15 protein-coding genes are annotated in these 21,537 nt (G+C 41.1%); 4 read left to right on the top strand and 11 right to left on the bottom strand.

What is annotated here, in order from left to right:
- The first annotated feature begins 246 nt into the window (after positions 1-246).
- Positions 247-1,077, top strand: coding sequence for a universal stress protein (locus AAW12_RS11450; protein WP_046673772.1), 831 nt, complete (start codon positions 247-249; stop codon positions 1,075-1,077).
- A gap of 89 nt (positions 1,078-1,166) precedes the next feature.
- On the opposite strand, the gene AAW12_RS11445 is transcribed toward AAW12_RS11450, so the two are convergent.
- On the bottom strand, positions 1,167-1,574 hold the full coding sequence (locus AAW12_RS11445; protein WP_046673771.1) for a DoxX family protein: 408 nt from the start codon (positions 1,572-1,574) through the stop codon (positions 1,167-1,169).
- 225 nt (positions 1,575-1,799) lie between these two features.
- Between AAW12_RS11445 and AAW12_RS11440 the strand changes: the two genes are divergently transcribed.
- Complete coding sequence (locus tag AAW12_RS11440; RefSeq protein WP_046673770.1) at positions 1,800-2,630, top strand: universal stress protein; 831 nt, start codon at positions 1,800-1,802, stop codon at positions 2,628-2,630.
- A gap of 41 nt (positions 2,631-2,671) precedes the next feature.
- On the opposite strand, the gene AAW12_RS11435 is transcribed toward AAW12_RS11440, so the two are convergent.
- Positions 2,672-3,574: an LD-carboxypeptidase gene (locus AAW12_RS11435; protein WP_046673769.1), complete on the bottom strand. Its 903-nt coding sequence runs from the start codon at positions 3,572-3,574 to the stop codon at positions 2,672-2,674.
- 410 nt (positions 3,575-3,984) lie between these two features.
- Between AAW12_RS11435 and metG the strand changes: the two genes are divergently transcribed.
- A complete protein-coding gene (gene metG, locus AAW12_RS11430; RefSeq protein WP_084823146.1) occupies positions 3,985-6,054 on the top strand; it encodes a methionine--tRNA ligase in 2,070 nt (689 codons plus the stop codon).
- 83 nt (positions 6,055-6,137) lie between these two features.
- Here the strand turns inward: metG and AAW12_RS11425 are convergent, their stop codons facing one another.
- The 5 genes from AAW12_RS11425 to uvrA all read right to left on the bottom strand — a co-directional run bounded on the left by AAW12_RS11425 (position 6,138) and on the right by uvrA (position 15,056).
- On the bottom strand, positions 6,138-6,932 hold the full coding sequence (locus AAW12_RS11425) for a GLPGLI family protein (RefSeq protein WP_046673768.1): 795 nt from the start codon (positions 6,930-6,932) through the stop codon (positions 6,138-6,140).
- On the bottom strand, positions 6,929-9,721 hold the full coding sequence (locus AAW12_RS11420) for an outer membrane beta-barrel protein (protein ID WP_046673767.1): 2,793 nt from the start codon (positions 9,719-9,721) through the stop codon (positions 6,929-6,931). Before AAW12_RS11420 ends, AAW12_RS11425 begins: the two co-directional genes overlap by 4 nt.
- Before the next feature lie 218 nt (positions 9,722-9,939).
- Positions 9,940-10,380 (bottom strand): RrF2 family transcriptional regulator, encoded by a 441-nt coding sequence (locus AAW12_RS11415; RefSeq protein ID WP_046673766.1) that lies wholly within the window; start codon positions 10,378-10,380, stop codon positions 9,940-9,942.
- Between the two features lie 89 nt (positions 10,381-10,469).
- Positions 10,470-12,113, bottom strand: a complete 1,644-nt coding sequence (gene pafA, locus AAW12_RS11410) for an alkaline phosphatase PafA (protein ID WP_046673765.1) — start codon at positions 12,111-12,113, stop codon at positions 10,470-10,472.
- Positions 12,114-12,254: 141 nt separating this feature from the next.
- On the bottom strand, positions 12,255-15,056 hold the full coding sequence (gene uvrA, locus AAW12_RS11405) for an excinuclease ABC subunit UvrA (protein ID WP_046673764.1): 2,802 nt from the start codon (positions 15,054-15,056) through the stop codon (positions 12,255-12,257).
- 419 nt (positions 15,057-15,475) lie between these two features.
- Between uvrA and AAW12_RS11400 the strand changes: the two genes are divergently transcribed.
- A complete protein-coding gene (locus tag AAW12_RS11400) occupies positions 15,476-15,982 on the top strand; it encodes an ecotin (protein ID WP_046673763.1) in 507 nt (168 codons plus the stop codon).
- Positions 15,983-16,082: 100 nt separating this feature from the next.
- Here AAW12_RS11400 and typA read toward each other — a convergent pair whose 3' ends face one another.
- The 4 genes from typA to AAW12_RS11380 form a co-directional block, all read right to left on the bottom strand.
- Complete coding sequence (gene typA, locus AAW12_RS11395; RefSeq protein ID WP_046673762.1) at positions 16,083-17,888, bottom strand: translational GTPase TypA; 1,806 nt, start codon at positions 17,886-17,888, stop codon at positions 16,083-16,085.
- Between the two features lie 78 nt (positions 17,889-17,966).
- Positions 17,967-19,157 carry a glycine C-acetyltransferase gene (gene kbl / locus AAW12_RS11390; RefSeq protein ID WP_046673761.1) on the bottom strand — a complete coding sequence of 397 codons (1,191 nt, stop codon included), beginning with the start codon at positions 19,155-19,157 and terminating at the stop codon, positions 17,967-17,969.
- A gap of 267 nt (positions 19,158-19,424) precedes the next feature.
- Complete coding sequence (locus tag AAW12_RS11385; RefSeq protein ID WP_046673760.1) at positions 19,425-20,672, bottom strand: ABC transporter permease; 1,248 nt, start codon at positions 20,670-20,672, stop codon at positions 19,425-19,427.
- Positions 20,673-20,826: 154 nt separating this feature from the next.
- Entirely contained in the window at positions 20,827-21,252 is a 426-nt protein-coding gene (locus tag AAW12_RS11380; protein ID WP_046673759.1) for a DUF2147 domain-containing protein, read from the bottom strand.
- Positions 21,253-21,537 lie beyond the last annotated feature (285 nt).

Below are 21,537 nucleotides of genomic sequence, written 5' to 3'. Positions count from 1 at the left end.
TTCAAAAGCTAGAAAATGAAAGGCAACCGTAACTGCGGTTGCCTTTTTTTATGACCCTCATCACAATAGGGAGAGTTTAACATTAAATTCACGTTTTCTTTGTAACTTATCGCTACATTCATTGTTTTAGTAATATACCGGTACTGCTTGAAGTCCAAATGATTCCCTTAGCTCATACGCTAAAGATTTGGCAGGACAGAATGCACCAACCAGGTTATAGAAGTTAAACGTATAAAAAAGAACATCATGAAACGTATCCTCCTGTTAACTGACTTTTCAGAAAATGCTCTTCTGGCAGCAAAACAAGTTGCGCTGTGTACAGAAGCCTGGAAAACGCAAAAGGTTATTGTCTACCATACTTACAATAGTGTTACCATTGTCAATAACGAACCTATTGTCATTGTCAATGATGAGGTTAAAGAAACCAAAGAGAAAGAACTCACAGCATGGTTTGATCAAATCAGACTGTTGTTCCCACCCCAAGTGGAATTAACGCATCAGATGGAAGATGTTGATTTGCCGATAGGAGTCAATGACATGTGTAAGTCGCACGACATCGACCTTGTCGCATTGGGCATCACCGGACAAACAGGTTTTGCTAAGATCCTGGTCGGAAGTAATGCCATTACGCTGATGGACATCTGCAATAAGCCCATGCTTATTGTTTCCCATAAAGTAAATCCGGCCGTCCCAAAAAATGTGTTGGCGACCACCGACTTGAAAGAGGTAGACCGAAAATTGGATTTATTCAACTTAGATCAGGTTTTAGATACCTTCAATGCACAATTGTATGTGTTGAATGTTGCTAAAAAAGAAGGTTCGGCCGCCGACTTGGCACAAGAGTTAAAGCATCTCCATGAGCGCTTAGACAAATATCATCCGATTTACGATTACATCAGCCATGATGATATTACACTAGGTATTGAAGAATATGCCAAAGAGAAACACATAGACCTCATACTGTCATTTCATAAAAAGCAAGGCCTATTAGCGAGCCTATTCAAAACAAGCATATCTAAAAAGATTGCCTGGAATGGCGCCGCCAACTTGCTGGTTATCCCCATGGATAGGTCGTAGGAGAAAAAATAACAAAGCCGCAATCTAGCTTAAATTGCGGCTTTTGTCGTATAGTTCTTCCCCCGGGAAGTCTTTCCTTTGGGATTCTCTTATTTCTTATCAACCGAATGTTTACCCGGCCCAATAAGGATAAGTCCTAAAAACACAAAGCAAAGCTCAATCGCATGGGATGCACCAGAGATACCATCCCCTTTAGAAAGATGCATTAATCCAGCAATGACCATCGTAAATGCAAGCAATAATGCCGCTGGTCTGAAAAAGAGTCCCAGCAGTAAAAATAGACCACCAACAGTTTCGGTCGCAGCAGCCATAAAGCCCCAAAAAGTAGGCATAAAATGAATACCGATATTACCCATTGATTTACCAACCCCAGCCCAGAGCTCAGGGCCGCCCTGTAACTTAGGAAGACCGTGCATGATCATCATCACCCCCAGTCCGACTCGTAATATCAACAGTCCTGTATCGCGATATTTACCCAATGAATTCCAAATTGCCATAAAAAACGGTTAAATTATTAAAACTTAAATTACCAATCACCCTAAATTAGTGAAATTATTTAGATTGAACGCCTCCCAGCACCCATCCTATAAATAAAGCTATTGCATTTATAATACTTAATGCGTAATTTAATAGCTATAGACCCGATTATGATGCTTTGGAATGTCTAAGACAGCGTAAAAATCCTTAGCTGCGGATTATGGATAAACAAATAACTAATAAGGATGAAAAACCTACTCTTGTTAACAGACTTTTCGGACAATGCCTATGCTGCTGCCCGCTATGCCGCACAATTAGCTCCACTCTGGGGTATTGAAAAGGTTGTCCTATACCATACATACGAACTAATCCCCACCGTAGGTACCGAACCTGTTGTCATAAGCAATTCAGAAATCCTGGAAGAAAAACAAAAGGATCTCAATACCTGGCAGCAGGAACTGATGTTGCTTTTCCCTGAGGGTATTGCCTGGAAGTCAGTTCTTGAAGAATATGAACTTAGCTATGGTGTAAACCGGACCTGTGCTGAGGAGGACATTGACCTTGTCATCGTCGGAACTGCAGGTAAAAGTGGCTTAAAGAAACTGCTTCTTGGAAGTAATACCCTCAAGCTGATCGAAAATTGTCACACGCCATTACTGGTGGTCCCCGCACGGGCAGAGTTTAGGGTACCCAAAAAGATGTTGATCGCCACCAATCTCAAAGAAGTCAAACTAAAATTAAACCGTCTCCTGGTGAATGCGTCGGAAGTATTACGTAAAAGTGAGGTCTATGTCGTCCATGTGACCAAAGAAGATCCTGCAAATAAAGCGGTAAATGCCGAAATAACGATCATGCAGGACTTATTGGCTCCTTATCATCCCATCTATAGCTATATCCTCCATGCGGACATTGCTTCAGGGATCAACCAATACATCAACGAAAACCATATCGACATGATGGTCACTTTCCATCGGGACAAGGGTCTATTAAGCCGAATTTTCAATACGAGTATTGCGCAAAAAATGGCCTGGAAGAGTCAGGCTGCCATGATGGTCATCCCTGTACATTCGGGATAATCTGCAGATAAATGATGCAGCCAGATGCTGTTCGGTTATCCCTACAAATAGGTTAACTGAACAGAATTTTCTGTCGTCTCCAATGTTACTTTTCGCCCAAACATGAGGGCGTGATTGTCATCAATATGCCCTGCGGGGTAACCAAATGCTACCGGAAAATCATATTCTTTCACTTTATCCCATACAATTTCCGCTATACTTTGCCCAAAAGCTGGATCATTGTCTTTCATGGCGGAAAAGCCCCCTACTAGGAGACCATTCAATTTTTTGAGTTTCCCAGCACGCTTCAATGCCCATAGCATTCTGTCGATGGAGTAATAGGCTTCCCCTACGTCCTCTATAAATAAAATTTTATTCTTGTAATTGACATCCGAATCGGAAGCAAGTACCGAAAGCAAGATGGCTAAATTTCCGCCGATCAATTTGCCTTCGCCTGTACCCGCACGATTGGGGAACAATGTCTGTTCGTAGGCAAAGTCCATATTATGGCCAAACAATGCATTTTTCAAGGTTTCCAAAGAGGCTGTTGTCCCCGTTTCAAAAGACTTGGGCATCTGTCCATGTATTGTTGCAATTTTATAATTGCGTTGGATATGACTATGCAATACGGTTATATCGCTAAAACCCACCAACCACTTGGGATTTTTTTCAAAGTTTGAAAAATCGATTTCGTCGACAATACGAACACAGCCGTAACCTCCGCGCGCCGCAAAAACAGCTTTAATCGACGGGTCATCCAGCGCCCACTGCAGATCGGCGGTGCGTAAATTGTCATCTCCGGCAAACTGATGAAACGATGCTCCAACAGTCTTACCAATGACAACCTCCAGTCCCCAACTCTCTAATGTTTTTATGCCAACATCAATGGATCCACGTATAAAACTCGCAGGACAAACAATAGCGACTTTATCGCCTTCTTTCAGAAAATCAGGAATTTTGGACATATTTTTTTATCGCTAATGATCAAACAAAAACTTCATGACTTCGAAGACATCAACAGCTATACAAGCGAACTGAAGAATCTTTCTGGCCAATAACATCAAACACTTTCAAAAAAAAGGACCTCTATATTGCAAAGTCCGATTAGAAATATACTTGATATATGGTGCTTATATGTACAAATAAACGTAAATTTATCTAAGTTTTCTACCGCTATGTTGAATAATATTTCTACGATAACAAGACGTTAAATAGCAGCGTATTTTAATCAAGTTGCCGTAATCATAGAAATCAGCCAAAACAAGAATTCAAGAATAAATTGTTCGATATGACATGCATTTATATTGCATATAAACAGCAATTTATCTAAGTTTGCCAAAGGAAACAAGTACACACTTTAATATACTTTCAAGCATTGAGTATTCTAGATAAAAAACGTTATACCATCACATCGGCATTACCTTATGCCAATGGTCCTTTACATATTGGACACCTTGCCGGAGCTTATATCCCAGGGGATATCTTTGTCCGTTATCTGCGTCTAAATCAAAAAGATGTAGTCTATGTATGTGGTTCAGATGAGCATGGTGCGGCGATTACCATCCGTGCAAAAAAAGAGGGCATCACCCCACAGCAAATCATTGACAAATACAACAAACAAATCAAAGAAAGCTTTGAGGAGTTTGGTATTTCTTTCGATATCTATCACCGTACATCGGAGCCCATACATCACCAGTTATCGCAGGATTTCTTCTTGAATCTTTACAACAAAGGTGAATTTGTCGAGAAATTTTCGGAGCAGTACTACGATGAGGAATACCATCAGTTTTTGGCCGACCGCTATATTACGGGAACTTGTCCAAATTGTAAATCCGAAGGTGCCTATGGTGACCAATGTGAGAAATGTGGAACATCACTTAGCCCAACAGATCTGATCAACCCGATTTCAACATTGAGCGGAAAGACACCGGTTTTGAAAGAAACAAAACATTGGTATCTTCCATTGGACAAATACCAGCCTTGGCTTGAAAAATGGCTGATCGAAGGAAAGAAAAATATCCTGAAGTCCAACGTTTTTGGCCAGTGTCAATCGTGGCTTAAATCCGGTTTACAGCCGCGTTCAATGACAAGAGATCTGGACTGGGGCGTTGATGTGCCTTTGGCTGAAGCAGAGGGTAAAAAACTCTATGTTTGGTTAGATGCGCCTATCGGTTATATCTCAGCAACAAAACAATGGGCTTTGGATCATGGTAAAAACTGGGAAGACTATTGGAAAACCCATGAAAACCCAGCAGACGATTCTACGCTGATCCATTTTATTGGAAAAGATAATATTGTTTTCCACTGCATTATTTTCCCGGCGATTCTTCATGCACACGGCGACTATATTTTACCAGAAAATATTCCGGCCAACGAATTCCTGAACCTGGAAGGCGATAAGCTGTCCACTTCTCGAAACCATGCCGTTTGGTTACATGAATACCTACAGGAATTCCCGGATAAACAGGATGAATTGCGTTATGTATTGACATCCATCTTACCGGAAACTTCAGATGCGGAGTTTACCTGGAAAGATTTCCAAGCTCGGATCAACAATGAACTTGTGGCGATCTTTGGAAACTTTGTCAACCGTGTATTGGTCCTTTCCCACAAATATTTTGATGGCAAAGTATTGAATGGCTCTCCACTGACAGCTGTAGATCAAGCGGTACTGGATGAACTAAAAGCATACCCTGCTTCTATTAAATCGTCTTTGGAGCAGTTCCGCTTCCGTGAGGCATTGGCAGAATTTATGAATGTAGCTCGTCTGGGCAACAAGTATCTTGCCGATGAAGAACCATGGAAGATCATCAAGACAGATGAGGAACGTGTCAAAACAATCTTACATGTAGCCGCTCAAATCGTTGCGAATCTTGCAGTTCTTGCACAACCATTTTTACCAAAAACAGCAATCAAACTATTTGAAATGCTCAATTTCCCTCAGGGAAACTGGAATGACGCAGGTTCGGATACATTGATCCAAACTGGACACCAATTGGGTGAAGTGCAATTGTTATTTGACAAAATAACCGATGAGCAAGTCGACTTCCAGCTCAACAAACTTGCCGAAGCAAAAGCGAAAAACCTTGCCGATAATGCCAAGGTTGCTCCTGCGAAAGAAAACATCAGCTTCGATGATTTTGTTAAAATGGATATCCGTGTCGGAACCATTGCAGCCGCTGAAAAAGTTGCCAAAACCAAGAAATTGTTAAAATTGACGATAGACACCGGCTTAGATACACGCACTGTCGTTTCGGGTATCGCAGAGTTCTTCAGTCCTGAGGAAATCGTAGGCCGTCAGGTATCTATCTTGGTCAACCTTGAACCTCGTGAAATCAAAGGAATTATGTCGCAGGGAATGATCCTGATGGCAGAAGACGCTGATGGACGATTGGATTTTGTCAAACCAGATACAACCATTAAAGTAGGAAGTACGGTACGTTAATATAAAACCGGCATTCCTTTTATACAAAAAGCCTGTTCGTATGAACAGGCTTTTTTATAATCTCGACGGGACAAGATTACCCCCTAAAAGAGTATACTCTGCAATCGCTTCTTAAAATCCTTCTCATCCAGATAATCATAAACGGTGTCTTTCAGCTTCTTTATGATCTCCGTTCTGGATTCTGCCACAACTTTTTTCTTTTTAGTGAGTACATTTGAAACTGGCGTATTGGTGATCTCTACCTTTGTAGCAAACATATTGACATTCATGCTCGGGATGGATACCCCCATCACCAGCCCGGGGAGCCCATGGATAAGCTCTGGACCACCCGAGACAGGAATTTGTCCCGCGAAAAAGGCTACTACATAGACCGAATCTTGAATAATTCCATTGGCTCTCCGACAATCATATCCCGCAATATTTCGGTATTCATCCGTATATTTCCATTTAACCACAGGCAAAGAATCTTTGAGCAACAACTGGTCATCTCCAAAAGGGAGCAGCTTTAAAAACTCCTGATTTTGGAAATTAATGTATGTTTTTGAATCGGGTAGAATAGAATTATACCTGGTCACATTACGATAGGTCGCCGGATAATCCTCCTGAACGGTTTCAAATAAGGTTTCATTATCGTAAAATTTCAAAATATGATGGGTCACCACCTCGGTAGGCCCATTTTTCACGGCATTGTCGACCATCAGCTTATCCCAAGTATCTAAATCTGGCTTGCTGAGATAATTACGTTTTAAGAAGTTCTGCACATGAAACTTCCGTTCATAAGTCACCGTTCCGCTGCTCGGAAAATAAGCATGTTGTGCATGGGCTGTACCCACGCACAGCAATAATACCCAAACCATCAGCTTGATATACTTACTCATTTGGCATCTCCTTTCATTGTTGTAAAATTGTAGATTACTTTTAGCATTCCATACCGACGCAATACGTTGTCGCTGGTCTGGATAAATGAAGTTCCATTCTGATAACGATACACTCCATTATTTTTGTTCAAAATATCGTTGACAAATACCTGAACTTCCAGGGACTTATCTTTCAATAATTTCTTAGAGACATACCCATTCATATTAATGATATTAATGGATTCAAGCGTTTTCGTCGCGGCCTGATAATTCTGGTTTGTCGACAGGGAAATTTTAAAGTCTTTTGGCAGATAATACGTAAACTGCGAATAAGACGCAAACTTAAAGGTCGTTCGATTCAACTCGGGCTGTAAAAAAGAACTCATTTGCTCGACCCCAGGCATCAACGAAATATAAAAGTCCATCTTATTTGCCTTATATCTATTAAAACCTATTTCAGGTGTTATACTCTTCGTCTGATTTCTATTGAGCTTTGGTTCTTCGTTATACGATGATAAATAACTGAATTGACTATTATATTGACCGTTGATACCAATATTCATCTTCAGTCCCCATTTCTTTTGTAGCACAAAACCGTAAGATCCACTACCATAAATACGCCAATTATCCTTATCAATATTGACGTAGGAAATTTGTTGCGTACCCTCGTCCAGGTTATAGCGTACATTGGTATTAATATTCTTTTTACCCTGATCTGCACTCGCATAAAAATAGAATCCCTGATCTTTCAACTGCTTATAACTATTGTAATTAATCGAATAAGAATTGTTAAAACCGGCCTTTAAGTTTGGATTGTCCAAATATTCTACAAGTGGCTGGGAATTTTGTTTCAATGGCTCTATTTGCGTCAACGAAGGCTGGCTAGTGCGGCCGCTATAACGAAATCCTAAATTTTTGCTCTTCGAAAGTTTGTAATTCACCGAGAAATTTGGGTTAATCGACGTCTGATTGCGTTGTAATGTTGTATTGAGGTTGTTATAGGTTCTCTTTACATCCTCAAAATCCACTCTATTGCTTAAATTGACCGTTAGAGTGCTAGACTTATAATTCAAGGAGGCGTTGACACCATTTTTCAAACTGGAGAAATCGAAATCATTTAATAGATTTTGATCCAGGACAGTGTATTTACCTGTAACAGGATCTTTATCGAATGATTGATTGAGTGTTTCCGATTTATTGCTATTGAATGAATACCCAACAGCGGCAGTCAGTCGTTTCGACAAAGGCTCAGAATAAGTTACTGAAGCCCCGTACGCATTGTTTGCCAGCTTATCATTTTTATATTGATCGATCAAGGTCGTATTACCCGAACTTTGGAAGAAGTTCTCGGAAAAATATTGGGTTTTGGACCTATTTTGATCGGTATTTGCATTTACATTAAATGTAACAGAGCGACGTTCCTTTTTGAAACGACGTGTTAACATCGCATTGACGTTAAATCGATCCTGATCGCCATTCAAATCGGTTTTCGAGGTCGTCTTTGTGATCAGGGTTCCGTCCAACGTGCGTTGATCAGCATCAGAATTGGAGGAGTTATCACGACTTGACTTGGTGAAGCCCATATTAACGGTCAAATCGGAAAGTGAATCTAACTTCAGATCATATCTTAAATTTGCAACATTGGATTTGTTTTCGTTCTCGGATTTAGTCACATTATTATCTACCTGTGCGCGTTCAGGAAGGTTATTCTGTGCGTTGTATGTACTTGTATTGTTGACATTGATCTGATTCCGCTTGAAGTTGACATTTATCTTATGCTTATCATCTTTGGACTTATCTGAATAGCTTGCTCCCATGTTGACAGCCTTAGGAACGCCGCCACCATAATATTTACCGTCCCATCCCCCATCAGAACCATCACCGCCAGAGGAAATCATAATGCCTCCGCCGTCCATCATCTGCACATTGCTACTTCCGCCCACACCATATTTTTGGCTATCTTCAAACCCCAATCCGACCATTCCATCATTGGCCAAAATACCATAAGCAGCAATTTTCTGCGAGCCCTTAAACTTATTGAGCATGACTTTTCCGCCATAATAGTTGTCTGTACCAGCTCCCGCAACAGCCTGACCGAACATTCCCTTTTTCTTATCTTCTTTGAGCTTGATATCAATTGTCTGTGTACGTTCTCCGTCATCCACGCCGGTACGGACGGCAAGATCCGATTTCTTTTCATAAACCTGTACTTTGCTGACCATATCTGACCGGATGTTTTTGGTAATCAGCGTTGGGTCATCGCCAAAAAACTCTTCACCGTCAAGCAACACCTTTTTCACTTCCTTCCCCTGCGCGATGATCTTGCCTGACCCATCCATTGTAATACCCGGTAATACCTTCAGCAGGTCTTCCACTTTAGCATCCTTCTCTACTTTAAAACTACCTGCATCATATTCTATTGTATCGCCTTTGATCACCACCGGAATTTTACCATTTACCTGAACCTCTTCCAGCAGTAGAGCTGCCTTGGATAGCTTTACAATACCGACATCTAAGTCTTGGGCAGCCACATGGATATCCTTTACCAAGTCAGCATACTGTGGATAGGAAACCACCATTTTATAGGTACCTGTGTCTAGATTAGCAATTTGGAATGTTCCATTTTCCTTCGTCCGGCCAAATTTAACCAAAATCGAATCTTTGGGATTGAGCAGCGCGATTGAAGCTTGATGTAGTTTTGCAAGATCTTTGATATCTGCCACCGATCCCACAAGTTTATGTTGTGCATAGGACTTGGAACCCAGAACAGAAAATAAAAGAAACAAAACTAGGGAATAGGTTAGTTTCATAAAATTTCGTTTATATATTGTCGGGGTAAATATAGATATGTTGCTACGGAAAATTCGTAAAATAATGTTAAATAATTGTATAATTAATAAAATAAATTTAAATCTTTCCAATAAAACGCCACAATCGACTATATACCAGTTATTTCAGCACATAAAAAAAGAGGCGTAACTTATTTGTTACGCCTCCAGTATAAATAGAAAAATATATTTTATTTCCTTTAATCTACATTCAGGTTCAATTCTTTTTCCTTATTGATTAAATGGGCAATACTTGTATCGTTTAAAATCTGCAACATGGCATTTCTCACTTCTACAAACGTATCGCGTATGCCACAGGCATGCTCTTGGGTACACTCTTCGCACGAGCGGTAGAAGTTTAAGCTCACGCAGGGGAGCAAGGCTATGGGTCCATCGATCAGGCGCATTACCTGCGATAAAAAAACATCTTCGGGAGCTTTATTAAGGCTATAACCACCGCCAGCACCTTTTTTGCTGTAGAGAATTCCGGCATTTCGCATTTCAAGCAGAATTTGTTCCAAGAATTTTTTTGGAATATTCTCTTCCTGCGCAATCTTCACGATTTGCATCGGCTCATTACCGTAATTACGACCAAGCACCATCAGTGCTTTTATTGCATATTTTGTTTTTTTGGAAAGCATAGTTTGTTTACCCCCTGTTGAATTGCAAATTTACGTTTTTTATTCAATAGAATAAAACCTGCCAGATTTAGCAGGTACCAACAGTCTCCTTATTGACCCAGCACCGCCGTGATCGGTTTGCCGATGCTACCATTGGGCTCAGTAATGTGCAATAGCGAAGAGATTGTCGGTGCAATATCCACAATATGCACCTCTGTATTAGATACACCTGGTTTAATTCCCCAGCCCATAAATACCAACGGAATATGGGAATCATAGCCAGACCAGGTACCATGTGTTGTACCAGTCGAGCGCGGCGTACCGTCATACCATTGCGGTTCACAAACAATCTGAATTGCACCACTACGTTTAAAGTTGTAACCATTGATCATTTTCTCGCGAATAGGCGCCGGAATCATCAGACTTTCTCCTTTTTCCATATCAGCCACATAAGCGACACCTTCTGTATGGCGAAGTTCACGAATGATGGTTTCTTTTATTTTTTCACGATCCAAATTCAACGAATCAATCTTTTGATTAGCGAGATGCACCTGATAGTTCATCAAGCTTGTCACCAGCTTCTCTTGTCCAAATTTCTCTTTAAGGGTTTTGTTAAGTCCTGTGATAATCTGACGGGAATAGAAATAACCGCCATTTCCTTTCATGTCCATAAAGAACCGAGAGTTATAAGAAGCCCCATGATCTGCAGTCAGGAAGAAGGTATAGTTTCCTTTACCCACGGTCTTGTCCAAATAGTTGAAGAAATCGGCAAGTTGTTTATCAAGCTGCAGGTAGATATCTTCAATCTCCACTGCTGTCAATGAATAGCGGTGTCCGACGTAATCTGTTGCTGAAAGGCTCACACAAAGGAAGTCGGTATTTTTAGTTGGGTTATTTCCCATCTGTTCATTTTTGATTGCTTCCATTGCCAGATCCAAGGTAAACTGATTTCCCATTGGTGTGGTTTTGATGAGCTCATAGCCTTCGTCTTTCATCAGCTTAGAAGTCGCGCGCGGCAAAGTCGGTTTTTCTTCGCCAGGGTATTTACCTTCGTAGATATTATCATCTGCAATACTGTTGGCAGCATAGGTGCTGATATCATACATGGGCTTCCAGTCGCCTTTCAGGTATTTTTCGGCCAATTTTCTCTTGTTGAAGTCTACCACCCATTTTGGCAGTTTATCCATGTAGAAATTAGAGGTGATCCAATCACCTGATTTTGCTTCGAACCAATACGCTGCATCAGCAAAATGCCCCGCAGGCAGAATACCACCACGGTCTTTAATCGCGATACCGATCACTTTCGATTTAAAGTTAGAAGCGAGTTTCAATTGATCCGTTACAGTCGACGCAAGCAAATTACGTGGGGACTGCTGCCCTTCCTTGGCGGTAGTCCCTACACCGACAACATTATCGTCCTGCGTACAGTACATATTCTTTCCCGTCTGTTCTTCGATCCAGTCATTGCCCGCAATACCATGTATGGAGGGAACTGAGCCTGTATATACCGAACTGTGCCCAATGGCTGTGTATGTCGGAATATAATTAATCAATGTATTTTCACAGGAAAATCCTTCTTTCAAAAGTCGTTTGAAACCATCATTTCCATATCGATCCGCAAAACGATATAAATAATCCCAACGCATTTGATCCACCATCAGGCCGACAACCAATTTTGGTCTTTCCGGTTGCTGCGCCATGGACGAAAGTGCTGCTATTCCAAGGACGACACTTAAAAAAAATCTTTTAATCATAATCGTATTAAGTATTAAAATATTAGTTTTTTATTTCGTGTAAAGTATTCCATCAGGCCTTAACAAAAGGAACAATAAATCGTAACTTATTGGTAGCCCAAGTCTCCTGATATCGATTACTTCACTTCGCTAAAGTAGGGTTTAATCTTTTAAATGTGCTTTTAAAAATTGACCTGTATAAGAATCTTTACAATGGATAAGTTCTTCCGGAAGACCCGCAAAGACTAGCTTTCCGCCTTTATTTCCACCCTCAGGACCAATATCGATCACCCAATCTGCCGATTTGATCATATCCATATTGTGCTCGATCACCAATATACTGTTGCCTAGGGCAATCAGTGCATCAAATGATTTCAATAACTTTTTAATATCCTGAAAATGTAAGCCTGTTGTTGGCTCATCAAAGATAAAAAGTGTCTTCTTGCTGTTATTACCCTTAATGAGGAAAGAGGCCAGTTTAATCCGCTGTGCTTCACCGCCAGACAATGTACTTGACGATTGCCCGAGCTTAACGTAGCCTAATCCAACATCCTGTAAAGGCTGCAATTTAGCCAATATTTTAGGCTGGTCTTCAAAGAATACAATCGCTTCATCAACACTCAGCTCGAGAACATCTGCGACCGACTTGTTCTTGTAATGTATATCAAGCACAAATTGTTTAAATCGTTTCCCTCCACAGGCCTCACATGGCAGAACGATATCGGCCATAAATTGCATTTCAATTTTAACTTCACCTTCGCCCTGACAAACATCACAACGTCCACCTTCAACATTAAATGAAAATGCAGCAGGTTTCAATCCAGCAGCTTTGGCTGGCGCCTGATTGGCATACAAGGCCCTGATTTCATCCCAGGCTTTCACGTAAGTAACAGGGTTGGATCGCGAAGAACGACCGATTGGATTTTGATCGACCATTTCAACTTGTTCAACCTGGGTAATATCTCCCTCAATCGCATCATAGACGCCCGTCTGCTCGCCAGAGTAATTGCCGATCGACTTCTGCAGTGCCGGGTAAAGGATACGTTTGACCAACGAGGTCTTACCTGATCCCGAAACACCCGTTACCACAGTAAAGGTATTCAATGGAAATTGTACATCAATCCCTTTGAGGTTATTCTCATGTGCCCCTTTAATGGTTACACTATTGGACCATGGACGACGTTTTTGGGGTACCTCAATCTGGCTTTTACCACTGAGGTATTGACCCGTAAGACTTTTTGTATCTTTCAGAATCTGTTGATATGTACCCGCAAAGACCATCTCGCCGCCATTAATTCCCGCTTCTGGTCCGATATCGATCAGGTAATCGGCAGCTTCCATCATTTCCTGCTCATGCTCGACCACTACAACCGTATTGCCAACATCGCGGAGGGATTTCAGTACAGAAATCAGGCGCTGTGTATCACGTGGATGGAGCCCAATACTGGGTTCGTCCAACACATAGATAGAACCTACGAGCGAACTCCCTAATGAAGTGGCCAGGTTGATCCGCTGCGACTCACCCCCTGAAAGGGTATTCGACAGCCGGTTCAACGTCAGATAACTTAATCCAACATCGCACAAAAATTGCAACCTGTTATTAATTTCAGCAAGAAGTCTTTTGGCAATGACCAGCTCATTGCCGACCAGCGGTAAAGTTTTAAAAAAATCCAAGGCTTCTTCAAGCGGCATCAATACGATATCGGTGATAGACTTGCCCCCTACTTTCACGTAGGTAGCATCTTTTCGCAATCGGGTACCGCGGCAATCCGGGCAATCGGTCTTCCCACGGTAGCGCGATAACATCACACGGTATTGAATTTTATAGGTTTGGGCTTCAAGTTCTTCGAAGAACTGGGTAAGGCCTTCAAAATATTGATTTCCCGTCCACAGTAGCTCTTTCTGCGCCGCAGTCAGGTCCATGTATGCACGATGTATCGGAAAATCAAATTTCAGTGAACTTTTGACAAGTCTCTGTAGCCACTCGCCCATTTTCTCTCCTCGCCAAGGTGCAATCGCGCCATCGTAAACCGATCGGCTCTTGTCTGGAATAACAAGATCGGGATCAATACCAATGATCTTCCCGTAACCTTCACATCGGCGACAGGCACCATAAGGATTATTGAAACTGAAGAAATTTGGTGTAGGTTCTTCAAAGGTTATTCCATCAAGTTCAAATTTATGGGAGAAATGATGTCGCTGACCATTTTCCTCCATATAGAGCTCGCCTTTACCCTCGAAAAAACCTGTTTGGACCGAGTCAGAAAGTCGATTGACGGTATCATCGTCCTGTTCAATGCGAACCCGGTCGACGACAATAAGTACTTCACCATCCTGGAGGTCTTTGTTGGCGATGGACTTATCATCGATAATAGTTTCGATTTTCTGCATACTATCACCATAGAAGACACGCACAAAACCTTTCTGCAACAGGAGCGACAGTTCTTCCTTGAGCTTACGTCCGTGTGAAGGCATAAGCGGTGCAAGAAGTGTCACGGTTGTCCCCTCCGCTAAATTCAACGCAAAATCCACCACTGAACTCACACTATCTTTGGTCACCTCGCGGCCCGATATAGGAGAAATTGTCTTGCCGATCCGGGCATACAACAATTTCAGATAATCGTAGATCTCAGTGGATGTCCCCACCGTCGAGCGAGGGTTGGACGTAATGACGCGTTGTTCTATGGCAATCGCTGGAGCAATACCTTTGATGTAATCCACCTCCGGTTTATTCATCCGTCCCATAAACTGTCGTGCGTACGAAGAAAGACTCTCGACATAACGTCGTTGTCCTTCGGCGTAGAGCGTATCAAAAGCTAAGGATGATTTTCCTGAGCCCGACATTCCAGTGATAACAACTAATTTATTTTTTGGGATATCAACGTCAATATTCTTTAAGTTATTAACTCTTGCACCCTTTATCTGAATATATTCTTTTGGAGTGTGCTCCACCTGTTTACTCATAATAATCCTTATCTCACACAAAGTTACGTATTCTTGGCTGATTATATTCCTGCGAATTAAAAAGCTATTCGGTTTTCTATCACCTGAATTTCAAAAAAAGAGCTGCCGTTCTAAACTTGGCTAAAGTTTACCAAAAGGGTTCATCCTGGCAAATCACTAATTTTAAACTCTGCTTATAATGCAAAACATAATATTTCATTTAGTTTACCAAACAATTATTTTTTGATATTTTTCGATTTACAATTAATCCTTTCGAAAACAATATAGTCCTATAGGTGTTAATCTTCTATAAAAATGTAGCATTTTTTGTAGACACAGCGTTTAAACAACAAATTAATTAAGGCATATTGATATTATTGACTGAAAAACACAAAACAGATGAATAACAAATATGCCTTTAAAAATCAAATAACAGTGATATGAAAAAAAATGTATTTCAAGTAATGATGCTATTAGTAATTGCATTAGTATCCTCAACAACTATTAGTAAAGCGCAAATGGTTATCGACAAAATAGACTTAAGCATTTTTCCGAGCCCCGAAAAAGGATATAAAAAAATGGTGATCGAAGTTCCCTATTCAGAAAGCGATAAAAACAAAAAAATAGAATTTTCGGTAGGTAAATGGATGGAAGTAGATGGATGTAACTCCTTTAACCTATCGGGCACGTTGGAGAAAAAGGATCTTCAAGGCTGGGGTTATGACTATTATGTATTCAAAACAAATGGCAATGTTGCCAGCACCATGATGGCTTGTCCAGACAAAGAAAAAAGAAACCTTTTTGTTTCGGCACAACCGGAGACTGTACGTTACAATGGCAGAATGCCGATTGTGGTTTATGTACCGGAAGCTTATGATGTGCAGTTCAAAATCTACACAACGGACGGTGACACGTACCGTGCAGCAGAGGTAAGAACAAAAAAGTAAAATTGTAAGCGCTATTTGGCGCAGAAAACAAATAACAGGCAAATAAAAAAGCCTTCGAACAATGTTCGAAGGCTTTTTTATTATCGCTTTTCGCTATGGACTATTGAAATTTCTTCGCGTTTACTTTACGCTCGTTTTCAGTCAAATAGATTTTACGTAGACGCATTGATTGCGGTGTCACCTCAATATACTCATCAGCTTGAATATACTCCATACATTCTTCCAAGGAGAATTTGATTGCTGGTGCAATACGTACGTTGTCGTCAGAACCAGAAGCACGCATATTTGTCAACTGTTTTCCTTTGGTAACGTTGATCGTTAAATCATTGTCACGGATATGTTCACCTAAAATTTGTCCTTCATATACATCCACACCTGGATCTACGAAGAAACGACCACGGTCTTGTAACTTATCGATGGAGTATGCTGTTGTTGAACCTGTATCCAAAGAGATCAATACACCAGCCAAACGACCAGGAATTGTACCTTTCCAAGGCTCGTAACCTTTCAAACGGTGTGCCATAACAGCTTCACCAGCTGTTGCTGTCAACACGTTGTTACGTAAACCGATGATACCGCGAGAAGGGATAGAGAACTCAAGATGTTGCATATCTCCTCTAGCTTCCATAATCAACAACTCACCTTTACGTTGGGTCACCAACTCAATTACTTTTCCTGACACATCAGAAGGAACGTCAACAACAAGTTCTTCGATTGGCTCACATTTTTGACCATCAATTTCTTTGATGATAACTTGTGGCTGGCCTACTTGCAACTCATAACCTTCACGACGCATTGTTTCGATCAATACCGACAAGTGAAGGATACCACGTCCGTATACCAACCAAGCATCTGGAGATTCTGTAGGAACGACACGTAGTGCTAAGTTTTTCTCCAACTCTTTTTGTAAACGATCGTAGATGTTACGTGATGTTACCAATTTACCTTCTTTACCGAAGAAAGGAGAGTTATTGATGGTAAACAACATGTTCATTGTTGGTTCATCAATGCTGATAACTTCCAATTGCTCTGGATTTTCAAAATCTGCAATGGTATCACCGATATCGAAACCTTCGATACCTACTACGGCACAGATATCACCTGCATTTACTTCAGGCACTTTGATGCGGCCAAGGCCTTCAAATACCTGTAGTTCTTTTACACGTGATTTCACAACTTTTCCGTCACGTTTCACCAAAGAAACCGGTTGGTTTTCCTTGATCGTACCACGCGCAACACGACCGATAGCGATACGTCCTACGAACGTCGAATAATCTAACGATGTTACCTGCATTTGCAAAGTACCTTCAGATACTTCTGGTGCAGGGATATATTTGATGATGGCTTCCAACAAGTCCGTGAAGTCTTCAGTACGATTTTTCCAATCTGTAGACATCCATCCCTGTTTTGAAGAACCGTACAATACTGGGAAGTCCAATTGCTCTTCAGTAGCACCTAAGTTGAAGAATAGGTCAAAAACATGTTCGTATACTTCTTCAGGACGACAGTTTTCTTTATCGACTTTATTGACAACGACGATAGGTTTGATACCTAATCCCAAAGCTTTACCTGTAACGAAACGTGTTTGAGGCATTGGTCCTTCGAAAGCATCGACCAATAGCACTACTCCATCAGCCATCTTCAATACACGCTCTACTTCACCACCGAAATCGGCGTGACCTGGGGTATCGATGATGTTGATTTTAACACCTTTATATGTTACTGATACGTTTTTAGATACAATAGTGATCCCGCGCTCACGCTCTAAATCATTATTGTCTAGGATTAATTCACCAGCATTTTCATTTTCTCTGAATTGATTGGTAAAATATAAAATTTTGTCTACAAGCGTAGTTTTACCGTGGTCGACGTGAGCGATGATCGCAATGTTTCTAATGTTTTGCATTGAGCAAGAATATTTTTATAAAATTTTAGGGTGCAAAGATAAACATTTTGCACCATAAAATTTATAACTATGTGTATTTTATTTAATTACACCTAATTCTTTACCTACTTTGGTAAAGGCGGCGATTGCTTTATCCAGGTGAGCAACTTCGTGTCCTGCCGAAATCTGTACACGGATACGGGCTTTTCCCTGAGGTACAACAGGATAGTAGAAACCAATCACATAAATTCCCTCGTCCAACATCTTGGATGCGAATTCTTGCGCTAATTTCGCGTCATAAAGCATTACAGGCACGATTGGGTGGAAACCTGGTTTGATATCAAATCCAGCAGCTGTCATTTTTTCACGGAAATAAGTTGTATTTGATTCCAATTTATCGCGTAATGCAGTTGTCTCACTCAGCATATCTAAAACCGCTACAGAAGCTCCTGCAATTGCTGGTGCCAGGGTATTAGAAAATAGGTATGGACGTGAACGCTGACGTAACAAATCGATGATTTCTTTTTTACCGGAAGTGAAACCACCAGAAGCACCGCCTAAGGCTTTGCCCAAAGTGCCCGTAATAATGTCTACACGATCGATAACATTGAAAAGCTCGTGTGTACCACGTCCCGTTGCACCGATAAATCCAGTACAGTGCGACTCATCGATCATCACTAGCGCCTGGTATTTATCCGCTAGATCACAGATCTGATCCAATGGAGCTACAGATCCATCCATCGAAAACGCGCCATCTGTAACAATGATTTTATGTCTAGCACCGGATGCAGCCTGCAATTGTGCTTCCAAATCAGCCATATCTGCATTTTTATAACGGAAACGTTGTGCTTTACATAAACGAACACCGTCAATGATAGAGGCGTGATTCAATTCGTCAGAAATTATAGCATCTTCAGCACCAAATAAGGGTTCGAACACACCACCATTCGCGTCGAATGCTGCCGCATATAAAATAGTATCTTCTGTTCCGAGGAACTTTGAAATTTTTGCTTCTAATTCTTTATGCACATCTTGGGTTCCACAGATGAAACGTACGGATGACATTCCATAACCATGTGTATCAATCGCTTTCTTAGCTGCTTCGATTACTTTGGGGTGCGAAGACAGACCCAAATAATTGTTAGCACAAAAATTGACAACTTCCTGTCCTGTACTCACTTTGATGTCTGCTCCTTGAGGCGTAACGATTACACGCTCTTGTTTATACAATCCCGCTTCTTTGATTGCTTCCAATTCCTTTTCTAAAACTGGTTGTAATGTATTGTACATAATTCGATTTTATTTTTTTATACAATATTACAGTTTTTTCATTGGAATAAGTTGCTTTACCTTTCGAGAAAAGGGCTATTCACGGAGAATTCACCCCAAATCAATGATTTGGTAACATTAAACCGATTGCATAAAATTCCTTTTTCCAGCTGATTCAATTTCCTGCTGTCATCGATCCGCTTTGCTGCCATCAATCCGCTTGCTGCCAAAGAACGGTCGTTACAGGGTCAGTCTATCGCACATACAGGCAGCTAGATAAATGAAGGGTTATTCGTAACGAAGCGCGTCGACGGGATCCAGTTTAGATGCTTTTGAGGCGGGGTAATAGCCCGATAGCATACCAACGAGTCCACATACCGCAAAACCCAAAATAATCGCTCCCCAAGGTATAATAAAGGATGTGCCGAGCTGTAGCGCCAGGATATTACCGATCAGGATACCAATAAAGATTCCGGCCACACCACCGATCATACAGATCACGATGGCTTCCATCAAAAATTGTTTCCGTATAACACTCGGTGTTGCACCGATCGCCTTGCGTATGCCGATCTCCCGGGTACGTTCAGTAACCGAGACTAGCATAATGTTCATCAATCCGATTGAAGCACCCACAAGGGTTATAAAAGCAATCACCACGGCTCCCAAAGTAACCATGGCCATATTTTGCATCAGCATCTGGGCAACCGCATCTGATTTGGTGATTTCAAAATCATTGGACTGCCGTGATGTCAATCCGCGGATGTTTCTAAAGACGATGGTAGCTTCGCCGATTGCGGCTTCCAATCGCATGGGATCATTGGAAGAAACAGTTATCACATAGGAGGGCTCGGTACCCTGCATCACTGCCCGGGCCTTGACCAGGGGAATAAAGCAGGCTCTATCCCCGCCCATCCCGGCAGAAGAACCTTTACTTTTTAAGACTCCTATCACCAAATAGCGGATATTGTTAACCGTAATAAACTGCCCTATTGGATCAATAATTTCGTTGAATAGCATTTTACTCACTTCACTACCGATGATAATCACGCCACTACCTGTTTCAACCTCCCGTGTAGAAAAATTACGGCCTTCGCTAACAACATACCCTGATGTCTGCAGATAATTTTCATCTGTCCCGATCAGGCCGATATTGGGGTTTGTTTTTTTGGATTGATATTTTGCGGTCGTATTCCAGCTTACATTGGCACTGATCGATGTCAGCGCATTAAAGTGAAAATCCTGTCTGAATCTTGCAGATTGTGCATAGGTAATATTAGCAAAGACTTTTGAGCGAGTCCCTTCATTACCGATCCGGACATTTAATCCCCGGTTGCGTATGTTGAAGGAATTTGACCCCATGGATGAAAAGGAATCTGTCAGTGAGTTTTTCATGGCATCGATCGAGGTCAATACTCCTATTAATGCCATCATCCCTATGGCAATGATCAGTGCTGTTAAAAATGTCCGCAGCTTATTCCCTACAATGGACTGTAGTGCAAGCTTGACATTTTCAACATAAGACATTTTTACGGCCATAGAGCTGGTATTTATAATTTGTAGGGATGAAAATACTGTAATTCCAGCACAAAACCAAAAAGGCAATTTACTTCCAAGAAATAAATTGCCTTTTGGATGGAATCTGACCTATCCATGCAAGCGGATTACATTGATTTTGTGGCCATTTCCTGCCTTAATTAATTCTTTTCCATGTCTCGGTGCGTCCAAGCAAGCTCACACCGACATAGCCTCTGATATCAAGTTTATCTCCTTTTAAGGTCATCTTGCAGCTATACGTTTTACCCGATTTCGGATCGTAGATCTTTCCATCAACATAGGTATTGCCATCTTTATCAAAATTGGTCAAGATTTCGAGCCCTTGCACATTTCTGCTCTGCAATGCTTTATCTGGATTTTTTATATCTTTCTTGGGCTGACCGGCTTCATTATTTGGAAATTTCAGCCAATAGAGTTTTCCAAAAAACTTATCGCCTTTCTTGTAAATTTCAACACGACCTTCGCCGCTTGGGTTTTCCCACTTTCCGATAATGGGATCGGTCTGCGCAAATAATGCCACTGTAGTCAGCAGCATTATGAATGACATCATAATTTTCTTCATGGGTCTATTATTTTATGAACTTAATTCTTTCAATTTTCCCTGCTATTGGTGATCAGATCGCTTGTTTAAACGATGTAAGTACGGCTTTCAATTCTTTTCCACCACTGGCAATCGTCATACATAACACGCATAATCGTTGATGACTATACGGCTATAGCATGCATAGCTTCTGAATAAATATACAAAATATTTACTATGCTTGCATATATTTTCTATTTCAGTATTGCTATTTATCAATCAGCCCCAGTTATTAATACAAGTTAACGATCCATCCATCCATCCATC

Origin of the sequence: Sphingobacterium sp. Ag1 (assembly GCF_000988325.1) — a bacterium.
Taxonomy (GTDB): Bacteria; Bacteroidota; Bacteroidia; order Sphingobacteriales; family Sphingobacteriaceae; genus Sphingobacterium.
This window is presented reverse-complemented; position numbering and strand designations above follow the sequence as displayed.

Excerpts from the sequence above, each read along its gene's own strand:
- AAW12_RS11450 (WP_046673772.1), top strand. The coding sequence starts at position 247 with ATGAAACGTATCCTCCTGTTAACTGACTTTTCAGAAAATGCTCTTCTG.
- AAW12_RS11445 (WP_046673771.1), bottom strand. The coding sequence starts at position 1,574 with ATGGCAATTTGGAATTCATTGGGTAAATATCGCGATACAGGACTGTTG.
- AAW12_RS11440 (WP_046673770.1), top strand. The coding sequence starts at position 1,800 with ATGAAAAACCTACTCTTGTTAACAGACTTTTCGGACAATGCCTATGCT.
- AAW12_RS11435 (WP_046673769.1), bottom strand. The coding sequence starts at position 3,574 with ATGTCCAAAATTCCTGATTTTCTGAAAGAAGGCGATAAAGTCGCTATT.
- AAW12_RS11425 (WP_046673768.1), bottom strand. The coding sequence starts at position 6,932 with ATGAGTAAGTATATCAAGCTGATGGTTTGGGTATTATTGCTGTGCGTG.
- AAW12_RS11420 (WP_046673767.1), bottom strand. The coding sequence starts at position 9,721 with ATGAAACTAACCTATTCCCTAGTTTTGTTTCTTTTATTTTCTGTTCTG.
- AAW12_RS11415 (WP_046673766.1), bottom strand. The coding sequence starts at position 10,380 with ATGCTTTCCAAAAAAACAAAATATGCAATAAAAGCACTGATGGTGCTT.
- pafA (WP_046673765.1), bottom strand. The coding sequence starts at position 12,113 with ATGATTAAAAGATTTTTTTTAAGTGTCGTCCTTGGAATAGCAGCACTT.
- uvrA (WP_046673764.1), bottom strand. The coding sequence starts at position 15,056 with ATGAGTAAACAGGTGGAGCACACTCCAAAAGAATATATTCAGATAAAG.
- AAW12_RS11400 (WP_046673763.1), top strand. The coding sequence starts at position 15,476 with ATGAAAAAAAATGTATTTCAAGTAATGATGCTATTAGTAATTGCATTA.
- typA (WP_046673762.1), bottom strand. The coding sequence starts at position 17,888 with ATGCAAAACATTAGAAACATTGCGATCATCGCTCACGTCGACCACGGT.
- kbl (WP_046673761.1), bottom strand. The coding sequence starts at position 19,157 with ATGTACAATACATTACAACCAGTTTTAGAAAAGGAATTGGAAGCAATC.
- AAW12_RS11385 (WP_046673760.1), bottom strand. The coding sequence starts at position 20,672 with ATGGCCGTAAAAATGTCTTATGTTGAAAATGTCAAGCTTGCACTACAG.
- AAW12_RS11380 (WP_046673759.1), bottom strand. The coding sequence starts at position 21,252 with ATGAAGAAAATTATGATGTCATTCATAATGCTGCTGACTACAGTGGCA.